Genomic DNA, 18,151 nt, shown 5'->3' on the forward strand with positions numbered 1-18,151 from the left:
GCTGTCGTAGCCAGAATTGTGAACTGTTACATACTGAAGTTGACGAAACTGCGTAATGGCAACGTTGGATAGTAACTCGATAGCTGCAGAAACGATTATGGTTGATGCTCAGTTATCGGAATGAATCGACTTAACGTAGTTACGTTGACATTCAAACTGCGTCAACTTAGACGTTCATCGAATTAACATTGACCGTTGCAATCCTGTAGCCAACCGTACAGTCAGGCACTTGAGATGTTCTGCGATAGTACCGAATTGCGCAATATGAGATGGAGGTAGCCGGCCAGGTGGATGCTGTGTCGCGATAATTGGCGGTTGTTGGCGACTTTCCAACAACCGCCAATTATCGGGGACGAATTTCAGACTCGCATGAGTTTTGGCGAGGCTGAAATTCGAGGGCTGAGACCGCCCTTTGGCTCAGGCCGGCCCCATAGCAGGAACCTGACCGGCTACCGGAATCGACAGTTCACGAAAACCAAGCTTCACAAACTGAATAGCAGAATGCTTACGCTGGACACAAGCGTAAAAAAAGCCAGCCCCCAAAATCGAAAGCTGACCGTCAATCTATTTCAATAAGCCATGTTGTTTCAAATATTCCCGCGCCACAACGGACGCTTTCCGATGCTTCACCGTCACTTGATAGTTCATCGCCTGCATATCACTCGTGGAGATTCGACCACTCAGTTTTTGAAGGCTCTTAACCGCCTCCGGATGGGCCTTAGCGAACTTAGTCGTCATCACTGAGCCACCTTGATATGGTGGGAAGAACGATTTCGAATCCTGTAACACAACCAAGTGATATTCCTTAATTTGTGGATCGGTCGTATAGCCATCCGTCACGTCAACCCGACCATTGGCCAGTGCTTCGTAACGTAATGCCGGTTCCATCGTCCGGGCCGACTTCAAGTGAATGCCATACGCTTTTTGCAGTCCTGGATAACCATCCGATTGTTGGTAAAAGTCAGGGTCAAAGGCCCCACGCAGTTGTCCAGAAACTCGCGCAAGGTCAGCAACGGTCTTTAAATGATACCGCTTAGCCGTTGATGCCCGAACCGTCATTGCGTAACCGTTTTGATATTGCATTGGTTTTAAGTACGTCATCTGATACTGCGAACTCAAAATATGCTTCGCATCCCGATACGCTTTGGCCGGCTCATGGTTCACCGCTAACTTCGTTTTAGATAACGATTGAATCACAGTCCCGGTAAACTCCGGGTAAATGTCGACTTTGCCACTCTCAACCGCCTTAAAGAGGAAACTGGTTCCCCCAAAGTTTGGTTTCAAGGTCACTTTAGCCTTCGAATCATCCTGTTGGATCAAATCCTTATACATGTTGATCAAAATTTCGGGCTCGCCACCCATCTTACCGGCAATCGTAATGGTTTCAGTTGGCCGCGCCAATAGTTGGTGACCAATGCCACCGCCGATACCTAAAATCACAACCGCTGCCACGCCGATGCCTAGTTGTTTGAGCGGCACCTTCGATAGGAGTTTAATTAATAGGTTCGCTAACAACGCCAGAATCGCCGACAAAATCGCCCCAACGAGCAGCGCATTATTATTGTTCGTTTGAATCCCTAATAGGATGTAAGTCCCCAAACCACCACCGCCAATCAAGGCTGCTAACGTGGCAGTCCCAATGACCAGCACGGTTGCGATTCGAATCCCCGAGAGGATCATCGGCATCGCCAGCGGCAATTGAACCCGGAAAAGTTTAAAGCGCCGCGTCACGCCTAGCGCATCCGCTGCTTCGAGTAACACGGGGTCAATGTTGGTAAGTCCCGCATAGGTATTTTGAAAGACCGGCATCATCGCGTATAACACTAAAGCAATAATAGCTGGAACGGTGCCGATACCAACAAACGGGATTAGAATCCCTAAAATCGCTAAACTAGGAATCGTCTGAATCACACCTGTGACCTGCAGAAAGAAACCACCGATGCGCCGGTGATTGATCAACGCAATCGCCAGCGGAATCGTAATGACGATCGTAATCAGCATCGCAATCGCCGAAATAAAAATGTGTTGCCCCAATGCCTGAACCAAATCAGACCCGTTTTTGGCAACGTAGTTCAATAACGCATTAATCACGATCACCCCCGGTCCCTAACGACGCCATGTAACGCAATAAATCCTGATTTGTAAGCAACTGTCCGTTCACTAAAATGGTCTGCGTTGGTCGTTCTTGCAGTAATGCCGCCCAAGCGTAAATCGTCTGGTCAGGTTGTAGCGTCACAGGTTGATCAGTCGCGCTCGGTGTACAGCCAAAGCCCTTCGCCACCACTTGTCCAAGCAGTCGATTACCAGCTTGTTCATCCGCAAAGAAGGTTTTCACAAACGGCGTTGCCGGGCTACTCAACAGTTGGGCCGGTGTCCCCACCTGTTGTAGTTCACCGTGGTACACCACGGCAACCCTATCCGCCAACCGGACCGCTTCGTGCATGTCGTGAGTCACAAAAACGATCGTCGTATCAATGTTGTGGTGCAAGTCAATGACGATTTGCTGAAGCTGTCGCCGCGACACGGGATCTAGGGCACTAAACGGTTCATCCATAAGTACCAGTTTGGGACGAGCAGCTAGCGCCCGCACGATGCCCACCCGTTGCGCTTCCCCACCGGATAATTCACTTGGCATCCGGTTTAAAAACAGGTCTGGTGCTAACCCCACCTGTTCCAGTAGCTCACTGATGCGTTGTTGCTTTTTCTCGGTCGGCCAACCCAGATTATCTAATTGCACACTCGCATTTTGCGCAACGGTCATGTTGGGAAATAACGCCCCCGTTTGGAGCACGTACCCAATTCGCCGGCGCAGTTGCTGTAGATCAACTTGGGCAACATCTTCGCCGTCAATTTTAACGGTCCCCATTGTTGGCACCACTAACCGGTTAATGGTCTTCAATAGGGTCGTTTTGCCACTTCCAGATGGGCCCACGAGTACGAATAATTCGCCATCGTTAATGGTTAACGACAGGTCCTTGAGGGCGTACTGGTCCTCGTATTGCTTGCTGATAGTCGTCAGCTCGATCATTGACTTCACCTCGCCTTATCTAGCTTCTAAATATACGGAAATCCTAGGGGGACTGCAAGAATTTGCCCTTAGCTTTTCGTTATTTAAAGTTGTGAGTTTTACTAATTTTAGTTGTAACTGTTGAAGTTACTTCTCAACCATGGTATGCTTTCCTTATTCAGAAGTCAAGTCACTTTAAAGGAGGCCCCACTTTGAACATCTCAACTCGTTACAGCGACGCCATTCACATCTTGGCCTATCTCGTGATTTACGCCGGAACGGACCTATCCAGCGATACAATTGCCAATAGTGTTGAAACCTCGCCAATCGTTGTGCGACGGTTAATGGGCAAGCTACGGGCAGCCAACTTGATTCAAACCCAACGTGGCGTTGCTGATCCCAAATTAGCGCGAACGCCCGATAAAATTACCCTCCTCGATGTGTTACACGCCGTTGAACCAGATCAATCCGTATTTGCGGTGGATCCGAAAACCAACCCCCTCTGCATCGTTGGCGGTAACATTCAAACTGTTTTGACCGATGTGTATGCGAAAGCCACCGCCGCCGCTCAACACGAACTCGCGACAACGACTTTGCAAATGGTAATCGACCAAATTCTAACGGAACAGCAAAAAAAGGAGCAATCAACCCTATGACCATTTTAATTACCGGCGCAACCGGCCACCTTGGTGGTGCCATCGTCGCCGCCCTTCAACAACGCCAGCCCATCAGTAACCTTACGCTTGGCGTTCACAACCTCGCGCATGCGACAAAATACCAACAGGCCGGCTTTCAACTACGCCAAATCGATTTTCACAATGAGACGACTTTGCAGCAGGCATTTCAAGACATCGACCTTTTAATCTACGTCCCAAGTAAAAGCCACGATAGTTTTAGCCGGGTCACAGAACTCGAACACGTCATTACTGCCGCTAAAGCCAGTCACGTCCCACATCTACTTGCGATGGGTTCATGGCCGATCAAGCCAATAACCCGTTTGATCTAAGTGCCTTCTACGGTTATCTACCACGCCGATTAGCCAGTTCTGGCCTACATTACACCATTTTACGAAATGCGCTCTACGCCGATCCGTTGGCGCCTTACCTACCCGAGTTGATCGACCGCGGTCACGTGATTTATCCAGTCGGTGAGCAGGCCCTTTCCTTCATTAGTTTGGCAGATAGTGCTGAGGCCTTCGCAACGGTTGCGACAACCCCGGCGTTACTTGAAGACGGTCGGACTTACACCCTGACACAGTCACAGGCGTATACCATGCCAGCGCTAGCCGAAGTGCTTTCAACGGTTTCCAGCCACCCCATCAACTACGAACCAGTTACACTAGCTGAATTCGAAGCCCTTTACGATGCAGATCACGAAGGCCACATGTTAGCCTCCATGTACGCTGGTGGCGCAATGGGCCTCCTTGATGAAGTCACCACCGACTACGAAACCATCACGGGGCATCCGGCCACCGATTTAACCACCTTCCTTCAACGAGAATGGTCTAACAAACATTAATGAGTGTTTCACTTTGACACACCTCTCCATCTACGATACCCTAAATGCTATGGATATCGGATATTAAGGAGAAAACACATGACTAACCAACTATTTTTTGACTTTGATGGCACCATTGCCAACTCGGAACAGGGAATCGTTAACGCGATCAAATACATGGTGGATCAACTCAATCTGCCGCATTTAACCGACGCTGAATACCGGACGTTCATCGGCCCAACGTTAACGTCGAGCCTCAACCGGTATTTTCCAGAGCTCACCGAAGACCAAGTGGTAACTGGTGTGAAAGCCTACCAGAAATCCTATGGTGACACTGGGATGTTTGAAATGACGCTCTATCCCAACATCGAGCGCATCTTAACGCAATTGAAAGACGCCGGTTACCGGTTAAACGTTGCCTCAACTAAAACCGAAACCGTTCTAACCGACGTTGTTGAACACTTCAAACTGGGGCACTATTTCGAAGGCCTCTACGGTGCAACCATTGACGAACGCGACCGTAGCAGCAAGAGTGCCATCCTCGCTTACGGCATGCAACAAAGTGGCGCCATGGCCGACCACACCATCATGATTGGCGACCGTTACACCGACATGGACGGCGGAACTGACAACCACGTCAAGACGCTGGGCGTCACGTACGGTTTCGGCGACGCTGCCGAACTTCGAGCCGCTGAAGCAACGGCGATTGTGACCGCACCGCTGGAGATTCCGGATGCGGTTGCGGAATTGTTGAAGTAATCCTTAAACGAACTACGCTTGCTGTGCAAGCGTAGTTTTTTATTATCGCTTGTGTCCAGCGTAAGTGTTGGGTGTGATTTGGATGTAGGCTGTTTGTCGTCGCTGCGCTCGCCAAAGCCGCATGAAAACCGGCGCTCTCAGGCTACAAAATTCGGCGCCACTTAAACTGTTATTTCCGGGGTTCCTGAAGTAACTGGAGCTTGTCAACCACGCGCTTTCTGACCACCACGCCGAATGGTGCTGCGCGAGACTGAGAGCTGCATGTAAGGGGCTTCGATAAAACCGCCAGGCCCGGGCGCTTTCACCGAAGCCCCTTACATTACGCTCTCAACCCGTCTCGCTCCGCACACTGTCGCTGGACACAAACGACAGCACACAAAAGACCGAAGCGAATTCGCTTCGGTCTTTTTAGATTGTCCTATTAATGGCCATCCTGCCAGCGCCGCTTCATCGTCGGCAACAAGTTTGACAGCGTTACAGCACCGAGGATCAACACAACGCCGACTAGTTGGAGCCAGTCAACGGTTTCCCCCAGCAAAATAAACGCAAATAAAATTGAGGCCGGTAACTCCAGCGATGACAAAATCGGGCCGACACCTAGCGCCAACTTAGGCATGTAAATCGAATAGGCGATCAACGGGAAAATCATCGAGAAGAAGGCCACTAAACTGCCCCACTTGATTGCAGCCAGTTGGTCAACGTGCCCGTTAAATAACGTCACACCCCAGACCAACACAATCAGCAGCAGCGCGCCGATACTCATCAGCCGTGCTTTATCCAGCGGGTTAAACTGTCGGCCAACATTACCCGTAAATTGAATCGTCAACGCATACGACAACCCCGACATGAACCCGAGGCCAATGCCCAGCAACGATAGTGGTGCCGTAATCGGCAGCAGGCCCGCCGCTAACACCGTTCCGGCCAAGACAACAACCACACTGATCAGTTGAAGTCGTGAAGGCCACTGCCGTTTTACCAGTGCGCCGATGACGATCGACAGCCAAACTGACTGCATGATCATCACCGCTGCCACTGCTACGGGGACCCGGTTTAAGGCCAGAATGTAGAAGGTATTTGTAAACCCCGAAGCCGTTCCGGCAGCGATGACCTGCCACTTTTCCTTCGCAGTCGTTGTGGGCACCGTTCCCGGTTGGAGTCGCCGGCGCCCCGCTTCCAAAACGTGCAGGGCCACGCAAGCCAATAAAAACGTCCATACTAATAGCGGGCCGTTGCCAACAGCTTCCCGGTGTGCCAGCTTAAAAATCGATGCTGGGATGCCGTAACTAACGGCCCCGAGCCCAACAAAGAGTGCTGCGTATCGTTTCAATCCGTCATCCCCCTAGTTTAGTTGACTACCGGTGGAAGGTCGCCCCAGATGCTAAGCGATCCAAGTAGTCTTGAGTAACTTGTCGTTCTTTAAAATACACCTGCTTATCGCGTTCATCAAACGGCCGTTGCACGTGGCAAGGATTCCCAAACGCTAAAACGTTCGCTGGAATCGACTTGGTAACCACCGAGCCAGCGCCAATCACGGTATTATCACCAATCGTAACACCGGGCGTAATCGTAACACCCGCACCGATCCAAACGTTATTTCCTATTTTAACCGGTGCAGCATACTCTGCGCCAGTCTTTAATCGTAAGTCAGGATCTAACGCATGCCCGGCTGTATAAATCCCCACGTTGGGGGCAATCAACACATCATCACCGATGATAATTGGTGCTGCGTCAAGTAACGTTAAGTTGTTGTTGGCAAAAAAGTGGTCACCTAACTGAACGTTAAACCCATAATCGGTGTGGAATGGCAACTCGATAAACGCGCCGTCACCCGTTTTGCCGAGTAGCGCCTTCAAAATTCGAGTCCGCTCCGTTAAATTTCGATAGTCTAACCGGTTATATGCCTGAAGTAGGTCCCGCGCTTTGAACCGTAATTCCAGTAATTCTGGGGTTTGATGGTATAACTCACCATCGATCATTCGTTGTAAGGTAGTTTTTTCAGTCATTAAAATCACTCCTAATCAAAATTAATCCGTATCAATATTATACACTAACATTGATACGGATTAATTATATTCAGTGAATTCAATTTTTGATCGATGCACAGTTTTCGATGTGACTTAATCTACCATTAATTTGTGAACCCGTGCTTGCAACGCTGGCACAATGGCCGTTTCAAACCACGGGTGTTGTTTCAACCAACCGTAATTGAGTGACGATGGGTGCACCAGCGGGAAGTATTCCGGTAGATAGTCTTGGTAGTGTTCAACCGTTGCGGTCAGTGTCTTTTGACGCGTTTTTTGTAGGTAGTATTTTTGCGCATACTGTCCAATCAATAAAGTTAACGCAACGTTGGGCATTAATGCGCGGGTCTGTTCATGCCACTTTTCCGCAAATCCCGGTCGCGGTGGCAGATCGCCATGTTTCCCCTTACCTGGATAGTAGTAGTCCAAGGGCATCACGCCGATTTTACCGGAATGGTAGAATTCGTCTCGACTCAATCCTAGCCAACTGCGTAACCGATCACCACTAGGATCGTCCCAAAACGTCATCGATGCCTGTGCCTTGCGACTAGGCGCCTGACTGACAATCAACAACCGCGCATTCGGTTCAACGTGATACAAAGGCTGAATTCCTTGCTCTGTATACACCTGATTCTGTGGATCTTGTTGAATCGCTTCAAATAACGTCTCAGCAGCAGTCATACAGCTTTCCTCCAAACATTTCTAAATCGTTTTAGTGATAAAAATAACCCAAATCACTCGCAACGCTTGGATAAATTGGAACCCAGTTAAAGGCTTCCTCAGGCCGTTTGTGGTTCGTGATGACCTCAGTTAAATCGTTCACCAGTTCCTCAGCGTTCACAGCCAACACCACTGCACCAACCAATTGTCCCGTCACGCGATCCTGAATCGTCGTTACTTGAGCAGAATCATCCTTTAACCGGTGATACGTGTACCATTGACCCACTTTTTGTTGCCGTACAAGATACCCCTCTGGGGTTTCTTGTGCCTGCTGTAACGTGACCCCAACTTGGCTAATTCGGGGCCAGCAAATACCGTATGGGGTATTACTGGATAGCTAATTGGCGCCGTTGTCGTCCCTTTTAACAGCTCAGCCACGTAACGGCCTTCCAAGCCAGAAACGGGTGTCAGCTTGGGGTGGGATTTGGCAATCGCATCGCCAATCGCAAGCACACTAGGAACCGTGGTCCGTAAATGATCATCTACAACAACCCCACCGGCAGTAACGTCAATGCCTAGCTGATCTAGCCCCAGATTATCTAGGTTAGCACGTCGGCCGGCCGCTGTAAACATAGCATCCAGCGTTAATGGCGCTGCCGTATCGGTCTCGACCGTAATTGTGCCATCAGCCGTTGCCTGCAACCTCTGAACTTGCGTATTCAGATGGAAATGAATGCCTTTTTCTGCCAACAAATCTCGTAACGTTTCCGTATACGACTGTGGGAATCCCCGAAGTAACCGATCGTTGTGTTGGAAAACGTGAACCTCCGCACCCGCTTCAACCGCAATGTTAGCCAGTTCGATCGCCACGTAACCCGCACCAACAAACCCGATTCGGCGCAGTAACTGTGGTAATGCTAAAAAGTCGGTACTCGTTAAAAAGTGTTCCTTGCCAGGAATATCAGGAATCGTTGGCCGCGCGCCGGTTGCAATCACGATATGGTCGGCTGTGAATTGTTGCGCATCAACTTGAACCGTGTGGCCATCAACTAACCGAGCCTGACCGTGAACGTGATCGATACCAGCACTGGTTAAGCCACTCTCAGTGCCTTTAGGTACCTTAGCTGTGTAGCTTTCCTTAAACTTCATCAAGGCCGCCCAATCGACCTGCGGTGTTCCGGTCAAACCACTCTGAGCATAACGCTGCGTTTGGCGCTTAGCTTCAACTACGCCATACAACATCTTTTTGGGGTCGCAACCAAAATTAGGGCAAGTCCCACCCCAAAGGTTCCCTTCAATCACTAAAATGTGCTGTGCTGCCACTAACCCATAAGCCGTTGCCAAGCCGCCGGGACCCGCACCAATAATAATTGTGTCATATGTTGTCGTCATACCGTATCCTCCTTTTTTCAATACCTTAAGTTTATTCTAATCGTTTCATTTGAGAACGTCAGGTAAGTTGCTTGGAGAGCGGAGAAAAACTCGGTTAGGTCCCAGAATATAAGCCACTCACATTTTAGATTCCCGGTCCTGGAATCTGCAATGTGAGTGGCTTATATGGCCGGGGCCTGAGTTTTTCTCCGCGTTTAGGCTATATAACAGTCTCGAAGTCCCGTTCTCGACACCTTGATTATCAGTGAAGAAACCCATTCGATACTTACCAATATACTCACGTTACATTCACTCTCAAAAAATGTTAACCCGTCCCATCCGCCACAATTCTACCATCAATCACGTTAATCATTTCCTATTTTATTAGCACAAACCACGTACCTAGCTATCTAGTAACCGTAAATTGGTCTTTACCAAACCTTTACACCAACACTCCCAATATTTACACAACCTTTATCTTACCTTTACACGCGTTGGTTATGATTGGACTGTAAAAAAAATAACGAGGAGTATTTGATATGACCCCACTTAAGCGCACCCTTTTACTGACCGGTATGGTTGGCCTTTCCTTGGCCGCAGCTGGTTGCAGCACTAAATCTAACGCCGACCAAGCAGGCAAGAGCAAGGAACTGACCGTTGTCTTTCTCCCCGGTGATTCAGCCAAGGAAGCCACTGCCGCCCGGACCGCTTTAGCGAGCGAGATTCACAAGGCCACTGGTAAGAAGGTCAACGTGAAGACCACCACCGACTACAACGTGGCGATCCAAGCCATCACTTCTGGTAAGGCCCAAGTCGCCTTGATGGGCCCTGACGGCTACATCCAAGCGCACAAGCAAAACAGTGCCGTTAAGCCGATCTTAACCTACTCTGGTAAGTCAGGGACGTTAAAGGACGCCCAGTACCACAGTTACGTGATGGTGCCTAAAGCTAAGGCCGCTCAGTATAAGGTGAATGGCAAATACAGCCTGAACAAGATCAAGGGCCAACGCATGTCCTTCGTTTCAAACACGTCAACTTCTGGTTTCGCCATTCCAGCCGGGGCTATCCAAACGGCCTTCAAGTTGAAGAGCAAGGACGACCTCCAACAAAACAACAAGTTCTTCTCTAAAGTCCTCTTCGGCGGTTCTCACCAAGGGTCAGCCGTTAACTTGTTGAAGGGTGACGCCGACGTTGCCGCATTTGACGACATGGACTTAGTTCAATACGGGAAGTTTACGAACGACTCGACTAAGGCCGGTGCCGACTTTAAAGTGAACGCCGATGCCCCAGCACCATTTAACTCAGTTCGTGGCAAGGAAAGTATCGCCTTGGCCGCTTACCCAGTTCAAAACGAACCATTAGTTGTTAACAGCAAGGGCGTTAGCCAATCTGACGTTAACAAGATTGTCAAAGCCTTCACGTCTAAGCGTGTTGCGAACGATCCTAAGTTCTTCGCACCTGCTGATGCTAAAGTCCGTGGCCTCTTCACGAAAGATGGCAAGACGCAATTCATCGGTATTTCTGACAAGTGGTACGCACCGACCCACAAAGTTCTGGCGAATAAGCCCAATTCATAGGAGGAGCCTACATGTTAACAGTCAACCACCTCGCTAAAAGCTACGACGGCGAGAAAAAAAACCTAACTGACGTCTCGTTCCAAGTCGCTCCTAGCGAAGTTGCCGTTATCATTGGTCCCTCTGGCGCTGGTAAAACGACCATTCTTCGGAGTTTGAACCAATTGATCAAGGATGATGACGGCGAGATTCTGCTGGACGATGTTGATCTACGACAACTCAACCGAGCCGAACTACGGCGGGCGCGTTGCCAAATCGGCATGATTTTTCAAAACTACAACTTGATTGAACCTTAACCGCCCTCGAAAACGTCCTGCATGGTTGCCTAGGGACAAAGTCGAACTTGGCCGGTATGTTTTCCCTTTACCGTAATTCCGAGAAGTTAGAAGCCCTCCAACTGCTACAAAAGGTCGGCCTTGGCGACTTTGCCTACCAGCAGTGCCGCAGTTTGAGCGGTGGGCAAAAGCAACGGGTGGGCATCGCGCGTGCACTGATGCAGCACCCCAAGTTGATTCTCTGTGATGAACCGATCGCATCGCTGGACCCCAAGTCCACGCGAACGGTTATGACGCTGTTGCGCGATCTTGCTGTAAATGACGGCATTTCCGTGCTGATCAACCTCCACCAAGTGGACATTGCCCGTGAATTTGCCGATCACGTGATTGGGATTAATCAAGGGACAGTGGTCTTTGATGACTCACCCGCCGCTTTGACTGATACCGCCGTCGCCAACATTTATCGCAAACAGCCGGTCGCTGAGGAGGTGGGCGTGAATGGCTGACAATTCACAAACTATTAACCGCTTTTCGCGAAAAAGCGACTGCACCTCACCCTCATCGTTGTCGGTCTCGGATTAGCTTACGTGCTCGCCTCAGTTGGCCTTGGTTTTCAAACCCAATCCCTTTTCGGCGTTCAAAACGGGATCATCTGGCTCGCGCATAACTTTATTCCCAACGCTGAATCGGCATCCTACTGGCACGACATCGTCACGCAACTTTGGCGAACGTTCTTGGTTGCCATTGCCTCAACCACCTGTGCCGCGGTCGTTTCCCTCTTCTTAGCGGTGCTTGGCGCCAAAACGTTAAGTCCCAGCGTCGTGCTGAACTGGGTCATCCGGAGTTTCGCGTCCTTCATGCGTAACATTCCCATTGTCGCCTGGGCGATGATTCTCCTATTCTCTTTCAAACAAAACGATCTGACCGGTTTTCTCGCCCTCTTCTTCATGACGGTGGGTTTTCTCACCCGAGCCTTCATGGAAACCATCGAAGACTTTGGAACTGGCAAGCTTGAAGCGTTGCAGGCAACCGGCGCTACCTATTTACAGGTAATTTTTCAGGGATTAATTCCCGAAATTGCCACCGCGTTAATGGGCTGGGTGTTGTATATGATTGAAAATAACGTCCGCGATGCCACACTAGTGGGATTACTCACCGGGACCGGAATCGGCTTCATCTTCAACCTTTACTTCAAGGGCCTTCGTTACGGCGCCGCTGGGTTGGTTGTATTAGCCGTTATCATTTTGGTTGTCTCAGTTGAACTGGTATCCAAACTCATTGGGAGGCTTCTCGCATGATCAAACCCGAAAAATCACTTACCATGATGACGCAGACCCCCAACGGGCCACAGTTTTCCATTCCGCTCCGATTTCGCGATCGACGCCGAATCACCGTTTACCTGACGCTCATGGTTTTAGGTGGCCTCACGTTATTGACCCTCCCGTCAATGATTCCAAGTCACTTTAATCTGGGAGCTGCTATTCAAAGCTTTGGCGCTAACCTCCAACTGATGTTCTTAGACCCACATTTAAGTAACACCACTTTCATGGCGCTTTTAAAAGCACTACTGGACAGTATCCTACTGGCCTTTCTTACCACGCTACTGGGAGCGGTCATCGCCTTTGGCTTCGCCCTCGCTAGTACCCGCCAACTGGTGCCGACTTGGTTAACCCTTGTGATTCAAAGCGGGATGGCCTTGATTCGCGCCGTTCCCACTGTTCTGTGGGTGCTGATCTACAGTGTCGTCTTCGGTTTGGGCGCTAACGCCGCGGTCATCGGCATTACCTTCACAGTGTCGCCTACCTGACCAAAGTTTACGCCGATAGCATGGACGAACTCGATAGTGACATCGTCACCAGTATGCAAGCCATGGGGCTTCCTAGAGGCACGATCATTCGCCAAGCGATTCTCCCCTACCTGATACCAAGCCTGCTCAGTTGGACCTTCATCCGTTTTGAAATCAACTTCGCGGACGCCGTTGCCATTGGTGCCGCTGCCGGTGCTGGCGGAATTGGTTACCAATCTTCATGTCCAGCAGTTTCTACTTTGACTTCCGCGAAGTCGGTGTGATGGTTGACTTGATTTTGGTCTTTGCCGTCATCCTCGAAATCATTTCGTACCGCCTTCGCGCCGCAACTCATCGCACAGATGCTTAACGACCCACTACCCCATAGGAGGAACTTTTTCATGATTGAAGCGATTATCTTAGACTGGGCCGGGACTACCGTTGACTACGGTAGCCGAGCACCCATCATTGCCTTTAAAAATGCCTTTGCCCACTACGGTGTTGAACTCAGCGAAACCAGCATCCGCCAAGACATCGGCATCGACAAAAAGAGTCACGTTCGTAAAATTCTGCAACAACCCGAAATTGCAAACAATTGGGAAGCTGCTCACCCAACGATTCCGCTAGCAACCGCCACTGACGAAGTTTACCGTCAGTTCCAACACGAAATTACTCAAGTGTTGAGTGAAACGGCCCAACTCAAGAGCGGGATGACGGAACTGATCCAGTTTGCCAACGACCACCACATTCAACTGGCAACGACCACGGGTTATACGCAAGCCATGTTGGATCAACTGTTACCATTGGCCGCAGAACAGGGCTACCAACCGCTCGTCAACATCACGTCAGAACAAACGAACCACGTGGGTCGACCACAACCCGCCATGGTTGAATTGGCGATGCAAAAACTCAACGTCACTGACCCTGCTCACGTGATTAAGGTCGGCGATACGATCAACGATGTCCTGGAAGGTAAAAATGCCGGCGTCATCTCGGTTGGGGTCGTTGAAGGTGGTAACTTAATCGGCCTTTCCCAATCGGAATTTGAACAACTTCAAATCGAAGACCGTGACCGTTACCAAATGAAGGCCGCTGCCATCCTCACCGAAGCCGGCGCCGATGAAATCGTCATGAACATCGCTGACTTGATTCCACTGATTGAATCAATCGATGACCACCAACGTGAAATGCCATTATTACTGACACCTGGTCCACTTACGACCAGTCCAACCGTTAAGGCAACTATGCAGGTGGATCACGGTACTTGGGACGATGACTACAAGGCATTAACGCAATGGGTGCGTCACCAACTCGTTACGCTTGGGAACGCCTCAGACGACGTTTACACCGCCGTTCTCATGCAAGGTAGCGGGAGCTTCGGCGTTGAAGCCACCCTTGGTACGGCAATTCCGCGCGAAAACGCCACGTTGATGATTGCAGCTAACGGGGCTTACGGTGAACGAATGGCTGAAATGGCCACTTACCTCCAAATTCCGTTTATTACGGTTCACGCCCCTGAAGACCAACCGATTACCATGGACTTGGTTTCAGAAAAATTGGCCGCTCACCCTGAGGTCACCCACTTTGCCATGGTCCACTGTGAAACAACAACCGGGATTTTAAACCCAATCGAAACGATCATCCCAGCGCTTGCTGACAAGGGTATCGTTACCATCGTGGATGCCATGTCGAGCTTTGGTGGCGTACCAATCGACCTTGAACGTTTAAACGTTGACTACTTAGTTACCAGCTCTAACAAGTGTGTCCAAGGCGTTCCTGGTTCAGCATCGTCCTCGCGAAAAAAGCGACCTTGGCAACCACTGCGGGCAACGCACGTTCATTGGTCCTAGACCTCTACGCACAAAACGCCTGTTTCGAAAACCAACATGGCAAATGGCGCTTTACGTCACCAACCCACGTCGTCTATGCATTTGCCCAAGCCCTTCGCGAACTGTCCGTTGAAGGTGGCGTCACTGCGCGTTACCACCGTTACAGCACCAACGAGCAACTCCTTCACGAAGGCATGATTGACCTCGGTTACGAACCCGTAATCGATCACACCGTTCAATCACCAATTATCACGTCGTTCAAATACCCAACGGCGGACTTCAACTTCCGTGATTTCTACGAATACTTGAAGGACCGGGGCTTCATCATCTACCCTGGTAAGGTGTCTCAAATGGACAGCTTCCGAATTGGAAACATTGGTGAAGTTTCTGCTGACGATATTAGCCGGTTATTAAACTTGATTGCCACTTACACGACTGCGTTGAAGGCAACTGAATAACCTTAATCGCATACCAAATAAAAAGGAATCGAACAGCCACCACGTTCGATTCCTTTTATTTGGTATTAAACCGCAAGTAACTACGATCATCAAACGACCGGTTGCCCACTTTCAACCCCTTCGTTGATACATAACCATGCGTACACTGGGGATCAGTCGCTAACACTCGTTGCAGTGCCGCTTCCGTTTCGGCTAGACTCCCCTTCAATACCGGGTAGCCATCGCTCGCCATCACAATTTCATGGGATTGCTGATCTAACTGAATCACCCGACACAACTCACTTGGAATCGGCTGACCGTTAATAATCGCGTAACCCCAGTCCGTACTAGCATCGTTAGCAAACTGGGTTGCTTTCAGGATCCAAGGTAGGATAGCATCACGACCCGGATCATCGTTCTTCGTTGCTGGGGTGGTCGCAAGCACTAAACTTCGAAAGTTACCCAGGACCACGTCACTCTTCTTAGGGTTCGTCACCGCTTGCCCATCTACTAGCAACTGACAATCGCCAACTAACCAGAGTTGCCGCAGCTGCCGTGAATAAATTACCGCAACCGCTTGAAGGCCCTGACTAACCCGGTCGTAAGGAAACGGCACCTGCTCATAAAAGCGCTGGATAACATCGTTAATTTGCCGTAATAAGTCTGGTAAGGTCGTTGCCGGATCAGCCTCAGCAATCGTGTGAGCGATTAAGGTCGAGGCCCACTTACCGGTTGTCTTCCCTTGATGCCGAAATGGTGATTTAGCGGTAACGCCGTCAACGATTCCGAAAAAGTCGGCGGTCGTCACCAGCGTATCTTCGCACTGTTCATCGCTAATTTTGCCACGTCGAAACTGTTCAATTATTTTCATCGATTAACTGCCTTCTTTGTCTCTAAATGTTTCATGTGAAACATTACTCATCTTCAGATTGTCAAAAAAGTTTCAATTTCAGCTTGCCCTAGAGTGTTGTCTAGGGTTTAAGCTAAGTCACAATTAATTCGAAAAAGGAGACTTTAATTATGACAACCCTCGTTCTCGTTACTGGTGGCAACGGCTTTTTAGGCGGTCACCTGATTCATCAATTACTCACTCAAGGTTATCAAGTCCGCGCCACACTACGTCACCTCGATGCGGCCGAAACCGTGCTGGACAACCTCCAGCTTCAACAAACGCCTCACCTCGATCAACTGAGTTTTGTGCAAGCTGACCTATTAACTGATGATGCTGGGCGGACGCCATGGCCGGTGTTACTCACGTGTTAAGCGTGGCTGCCCCGGTATTTGTGAACGGTGAAATTGCAACACCTGAACTCATTCAGACTGCTACCGTAGGCACTCGGCGCATTCTTCAGGCTGCAGAAGACGCCGGCGTGCAACGGGTTGTCATGACCGCTAACTTTGGCGCTGTCGGTTTCAGCAATCACGACCTCACCCGAACCACGACTGAAGATGACTGGACGGACCCAAACGAACCCGGCCTCTCACCCTATGAGCTCTCAAAACTTCTGGCTGAAAAAGCAGCGTGGGCCTTCGCTAAAACCAGTCACCTCACCTTGGCAACCGTCGCGGCGGGTGCGATGCTTGGCCCGGCATTTGGCAACCACGTTTCTGGTAGCTTTGGTCTCGTGCATCAGTTGATTGCCGGCAAAACCCGGTTCGCCCCCAACGTGCAGTTTAACATCTCTGACGTTCGTGATGTCGTCGATGTTCATCTACGGGCGCTCTTCCACCCCGAAGCGGCTGGTCAACGTTTCTTAGCCGTTGAAGATGGCAGTCGTTCCCTTCCAGAATTGGTGACGTTAATTCGGCGCGAACGGCCACAGCTTGCACCCCAACTCCCCAAGCACACGCTCCCAGCTTGGCTGATTCGAGCAGTAAGTCCGTTCAACAAAACGGCTAAGGAAGGCGTCCTCATGCTGAGCATCAGTCATCAAGTCAGCAACCAAAAGGCCCGTCAACTGGGCTGGACACCCCTAGCCACCATTGATGAAGCCGTGTTAGCAACGGTCGATAGTCTGGTTAAGCTAGAAACTCAACCTTCATAAACATTAGGCAAATGCGCCTGTCGCTTCTCAGCAATCGCAAACGCCTGCTTCTGACTGATAATCTGCACCGCCGCCGGATCTTCGTAGGTCGCCAATTTCTCATCCAATTCGGCCAAATTAGCCGCCAGTTGCCGTTGATGTTCAATGACTTGCTGTCGGTGCTGCCGCAATAACTGTTTCCGGTGCGGAATACTCGTTGGCCCTGCCATCACATCGTCAACATACAACCGAATGTCGCTAATTTTCATCCCGGTTTCCTTCAGGCAACAAATCGTCTTCAATAAGTTCAAATCACCATCTGTAAATGCCCGGTACCCCGACTGATTGCGTGCCACAAAGGGTAATAGTCCCTGCTTGTCGTAGAAGCGTAGCGTATAAATCGATAATCCGGTCTTCTCGGCTACCTGTTTAATCGAGTAGGTCATTTCATCGCCTCCGTTTTCGCTGTTGTTGCCTTTATCATAGCGAGTTGATGATTGAATTGCTAGTCTGTCGTTTGTGTCCAGCGTAAGCATTCTTGTGTTTAGTTTGTGAAGTGCGGTGATTTGTGTAAACTGTCGATTCCGGTATCCGGCCAGGTTCCTGCTGTGGGGCCGGCCTGAGCCAAAGTGCGGTCTCAGTCCTCGAATTTCAGCCTCGCCAAAACCCATGCGAGTCTGAAATTCGTCCCAGATAATTGGCGGTTATTGGAAAATCGCCAACAACCACCAATTATCGCGACACAGCATACACCCGGCCGGCTACCTCCATCTTACGTTGACGTAATTCGGTACTATCGCAGAACATCTCAAGTGGCTGACTGTACGGTTGGCCACAGGATTGCAACGATCAACGTTGATTCGACGAACGCTAGAATTAATTATCAGTCAACATTTCATAATTGCGTTGGA

Annotated in this window: 13 protein-coding genes and 6 pseudogenes; 11 read left to right on the forward strand and 8 right to left on the reverse strand. The window is 50.0% G+C overall.

From position 1 onward, the window contains the following. Positions 1-564 precede the first annotated feature (564 nt). Both JCM2765_RS12735 and JCM2765_RS12740 read right to left on the reverse strand, forming a co-directional pair. Complete coding sequence (locus JCM2765_RS12735) at positions 565-2,091, reverse strand: ABC transporter permease/substrate-binding protein (protein ID WP_054737065.1); 1,527 nt, start codon at positions 2,089-2,091, stop codon at positions 565-567. Continuing rightward, positions 2,084-3,028 (reverse strand): ABC transporter ATP-binding protein, encoded by a 945-nt coding sequence (locus JCM2765_RS12740; RefSeq protein ID WP_054737066.1) that lies wholly within the window; start codon positions 3,026-3,028, stop codon positions 2,084-2,086. Before JCM2765_RS12740 ends, JCM2765_RS12735 begins: the two co-directional genes overlap by 8 nt. A gap of 191 nt (positions 3,029-3,219) precedes the next feature. Here JCM2765_RS12740 and JCM2765_RS12745 point away from each other — a divergent pair, with 191 nt between their 5' ends. The 3 genes and pseudogenes from JCM2765_RS12745 (at position 3,220) to JCM2765_RS12760 (ending at position 5,263) form a co-directional block, all read left to right on the forward strand. Next, positions 3,220-3,663: an Rrf2 family transcriptional regulator gene (locus tag JCM2765_RS12745; protein WP_054737067.1), complete on the forward strand. Its 444-nt coding sequence runs from the start codon at positions 3,220-3,222 to the stop codon at positions 3,661-3,663. After that, positions 3,660-4,525, forward strand: a pseudogene (locus tag JCM2765_RS16805) (SDR family oxidoreductase). The gene JCM2765_RS12745 and the pseudogene JCM2765_RS16805 overlap by 4 nt, the downstream one beginning before the upstream one ends. Before the next feature lie 78 nt (positions 4,526-4,603). Continuing rightward, positions 4,604-5,263 (forward strand): HAD hydrolase-like protein, encoded by a 660-nt coding sequence (locus JCM2765_RS12760; RefSeq protein ID WP_054737069.1) that lies wholly within the window; start codon positions 4,604-4,606, stop codon positions 5,261-5,263. Positions 5,264-5,684: 421 nt separating this feature from the next. Here the strand turns inward: JCM2765_RS12760 and JCM2765_RS12765 are convergent, their stop codons facing one another. The 4 genes and pseudogenes from JCM2765_RS12765 to JCM2765_RS12780 form a co-directional block, all read right to left on the reverse strand. Then, a complete protein-coding gene (locus JCM2765_RS12765; protein WP_054737070.1) occupies positions 5,685-6,590 on the reverse strand; it encodes an EamA family transporter in 906 nt (301 codons plus the stop codon). 25 nt (positions 6,591-6,615) lie between these two features. Next, the gene (locus JCM2765_RS12770; RefSeq protein WP_173585552.1) at positions 6,616-7,266 is read right to left on the reverse strand and encodes a sugar O-acetyltransferase; all 651 of its coding nucleotides are present in this window, start codon (positions 7,264-7,266) and stop codon (positions 6,616-6,618) included. A 114-nt stretch (positions 7,267-7,380) separates the two neighbouring features. After that, complete coding sequence (locus tag JCM2765_RS12775) at positions 7,381-7,965, reverse strand: uracil-DNA glycosylase family protein (protein ID WP_054737071.1); 585 nt, start codon at positions 7,963-7,965, stop codon at positions 7,381-7,383. A gap of 31 nt (positions 7,966-7,996) precedes the next feature. Continuing rightward, positions 7,997-9,336, reverse strand: a pseudogene (locus JCM2765_RS12780) (dihydrolipoyl dehydrogenase family protein). A gap of 518 nt (positions 9,337-9,854) precedes the next feature. Here JCM2765_RS12780 and JCM2765_RS12785 point away from each other — a divergent pair. From JCM2765_RS12785 to phnW, 7 genes and pseudogenes are all read left to right on the forward strand, one after another. Further along, positions 9,855-10,892, forward strand: a complete 1,038-nt coding sequence (locus JCM2765_RS12785; RefSeq protein ID WP_054737072.1) for a phosphate/phosphite/phosphonate ABC transporter substrate-binding protein — start codon at positions 9,855-9,857, stop codon at positions 10,890-10,892. 11 nt (positions 10,893-10,903) lie between these two features. Beyond that, positions 10,904-11,670: pseudogene (gene phnC, locus JCM2765_RS12790) on the forward strand (phosphonate ABC transporter ATP-binding protein). Between the two features lie 81 nt (positions 11,671-11,751). Continuing rightward, a complete protein-coding gene (locus JCM2765_RS12795; protein ID WP_225352098.1) occupies positions 11,752-12,462 on the forward strand; it encodes an ABC transporter permease subunit in 711 nt (236 codons plus the stop codon). Beyond that, positions 12,459-12,971, forward strand: coding sequence for a PhnE/PtxC family ABC transporter permease (locus JCM2765_RS17235; protein ID WP_156301794.1), 513 nt, complete (start codon positions 12,459-12,461; stop codon positions 12,969-12,971). Before JCM2765_RS12795 ends, JCM2765_RS17235 begins: the two co-directional genes overlap by 4 nt. 20 nt (positions 12,972-12,991) lie before the next feature. Then, on the forward strand, positions 12,992-13,234 hold the full coding sequence (locus JCM2765_RS17240) for an ABC transporter permease subunit (RefSeq protein WP_156301795.1): 243 nt from the start codon (positions 12,992-12,994) through the stop codon (positions 13,232-13,234). A 117-nt stretch (positions 13,235-13,351) separates the two neighbouring features. After that, positions 13,352-14,050, forward strand: a pseudogene (gene phnX / locus JCM2765_RS18345) (phosphonoacetaldehyde hydrolase); the annotation flags it as partial. Positions 14,051-14,137: 87 nt separating this feature from the next. Next, a pseudogene (gene phnW / locus JCM2765_RS18350) lies at positions 14,138-15,237 on the forward strand (2-aminoethylphosphonate--pyruvate transaminase). Positions 15,238-15,292: 55 nt separating this feature from the next. Here the strand turns inward: phnW and JCM2765_RS12810 are convergent. Then, the gene (locus JCM2765_RS12810) at positions 15,293-16,087 is read right to left on the reverse strand and encodes a hypothetical protein (RefSeq protein WP_054737074.1); all 795 of its coding nucleotides are present in this window, start codon (positions 16,085-16,087) and stop codon (positions 15,293-15,295) included. Positions 16,088-16,236: 149 nt separating this feature from the next. Between JCM2765_RS12810 and JCM2765_RS12815 the strand changes: the two are divergent. After that, positions 16,237-17,261, forward strand: a pseudogene (locus JCM2765_RS12815) (NAD-dependent epimerase/dehydratase family protein). On the opposite strand, the gene JCM2765_RS12820 reads toward JCM2765_RS12815, so the two are convergent. Beyond that, entirely contained in the window at positions 17,249-17,686 is a 438-nt protein-coding gene (locus JCM2765_RS12820; RefSeq protein WP_054737075.1) for a MerR family transcriptional regulator, read from the reverse strand. The pseudogene JCM2765_RS12815 and the gene JCM2765_RS12820 overlap by 13 nt on opposite strands. Positions 17,687-18,151: the final 465 nt, after the last annotated feature.

The sequence above is a fragment of the Secundilactobacillus similis DSM 23365 = JCM 2765 genome (assembly GCF_001311075.1).
Taxonomy (GTDB): Bacteria; Bacillota; Bacilli; order Lactobacillales; family Lactobacillaceae; genus Secundilactobacillus; species Secundilactobacillus similis.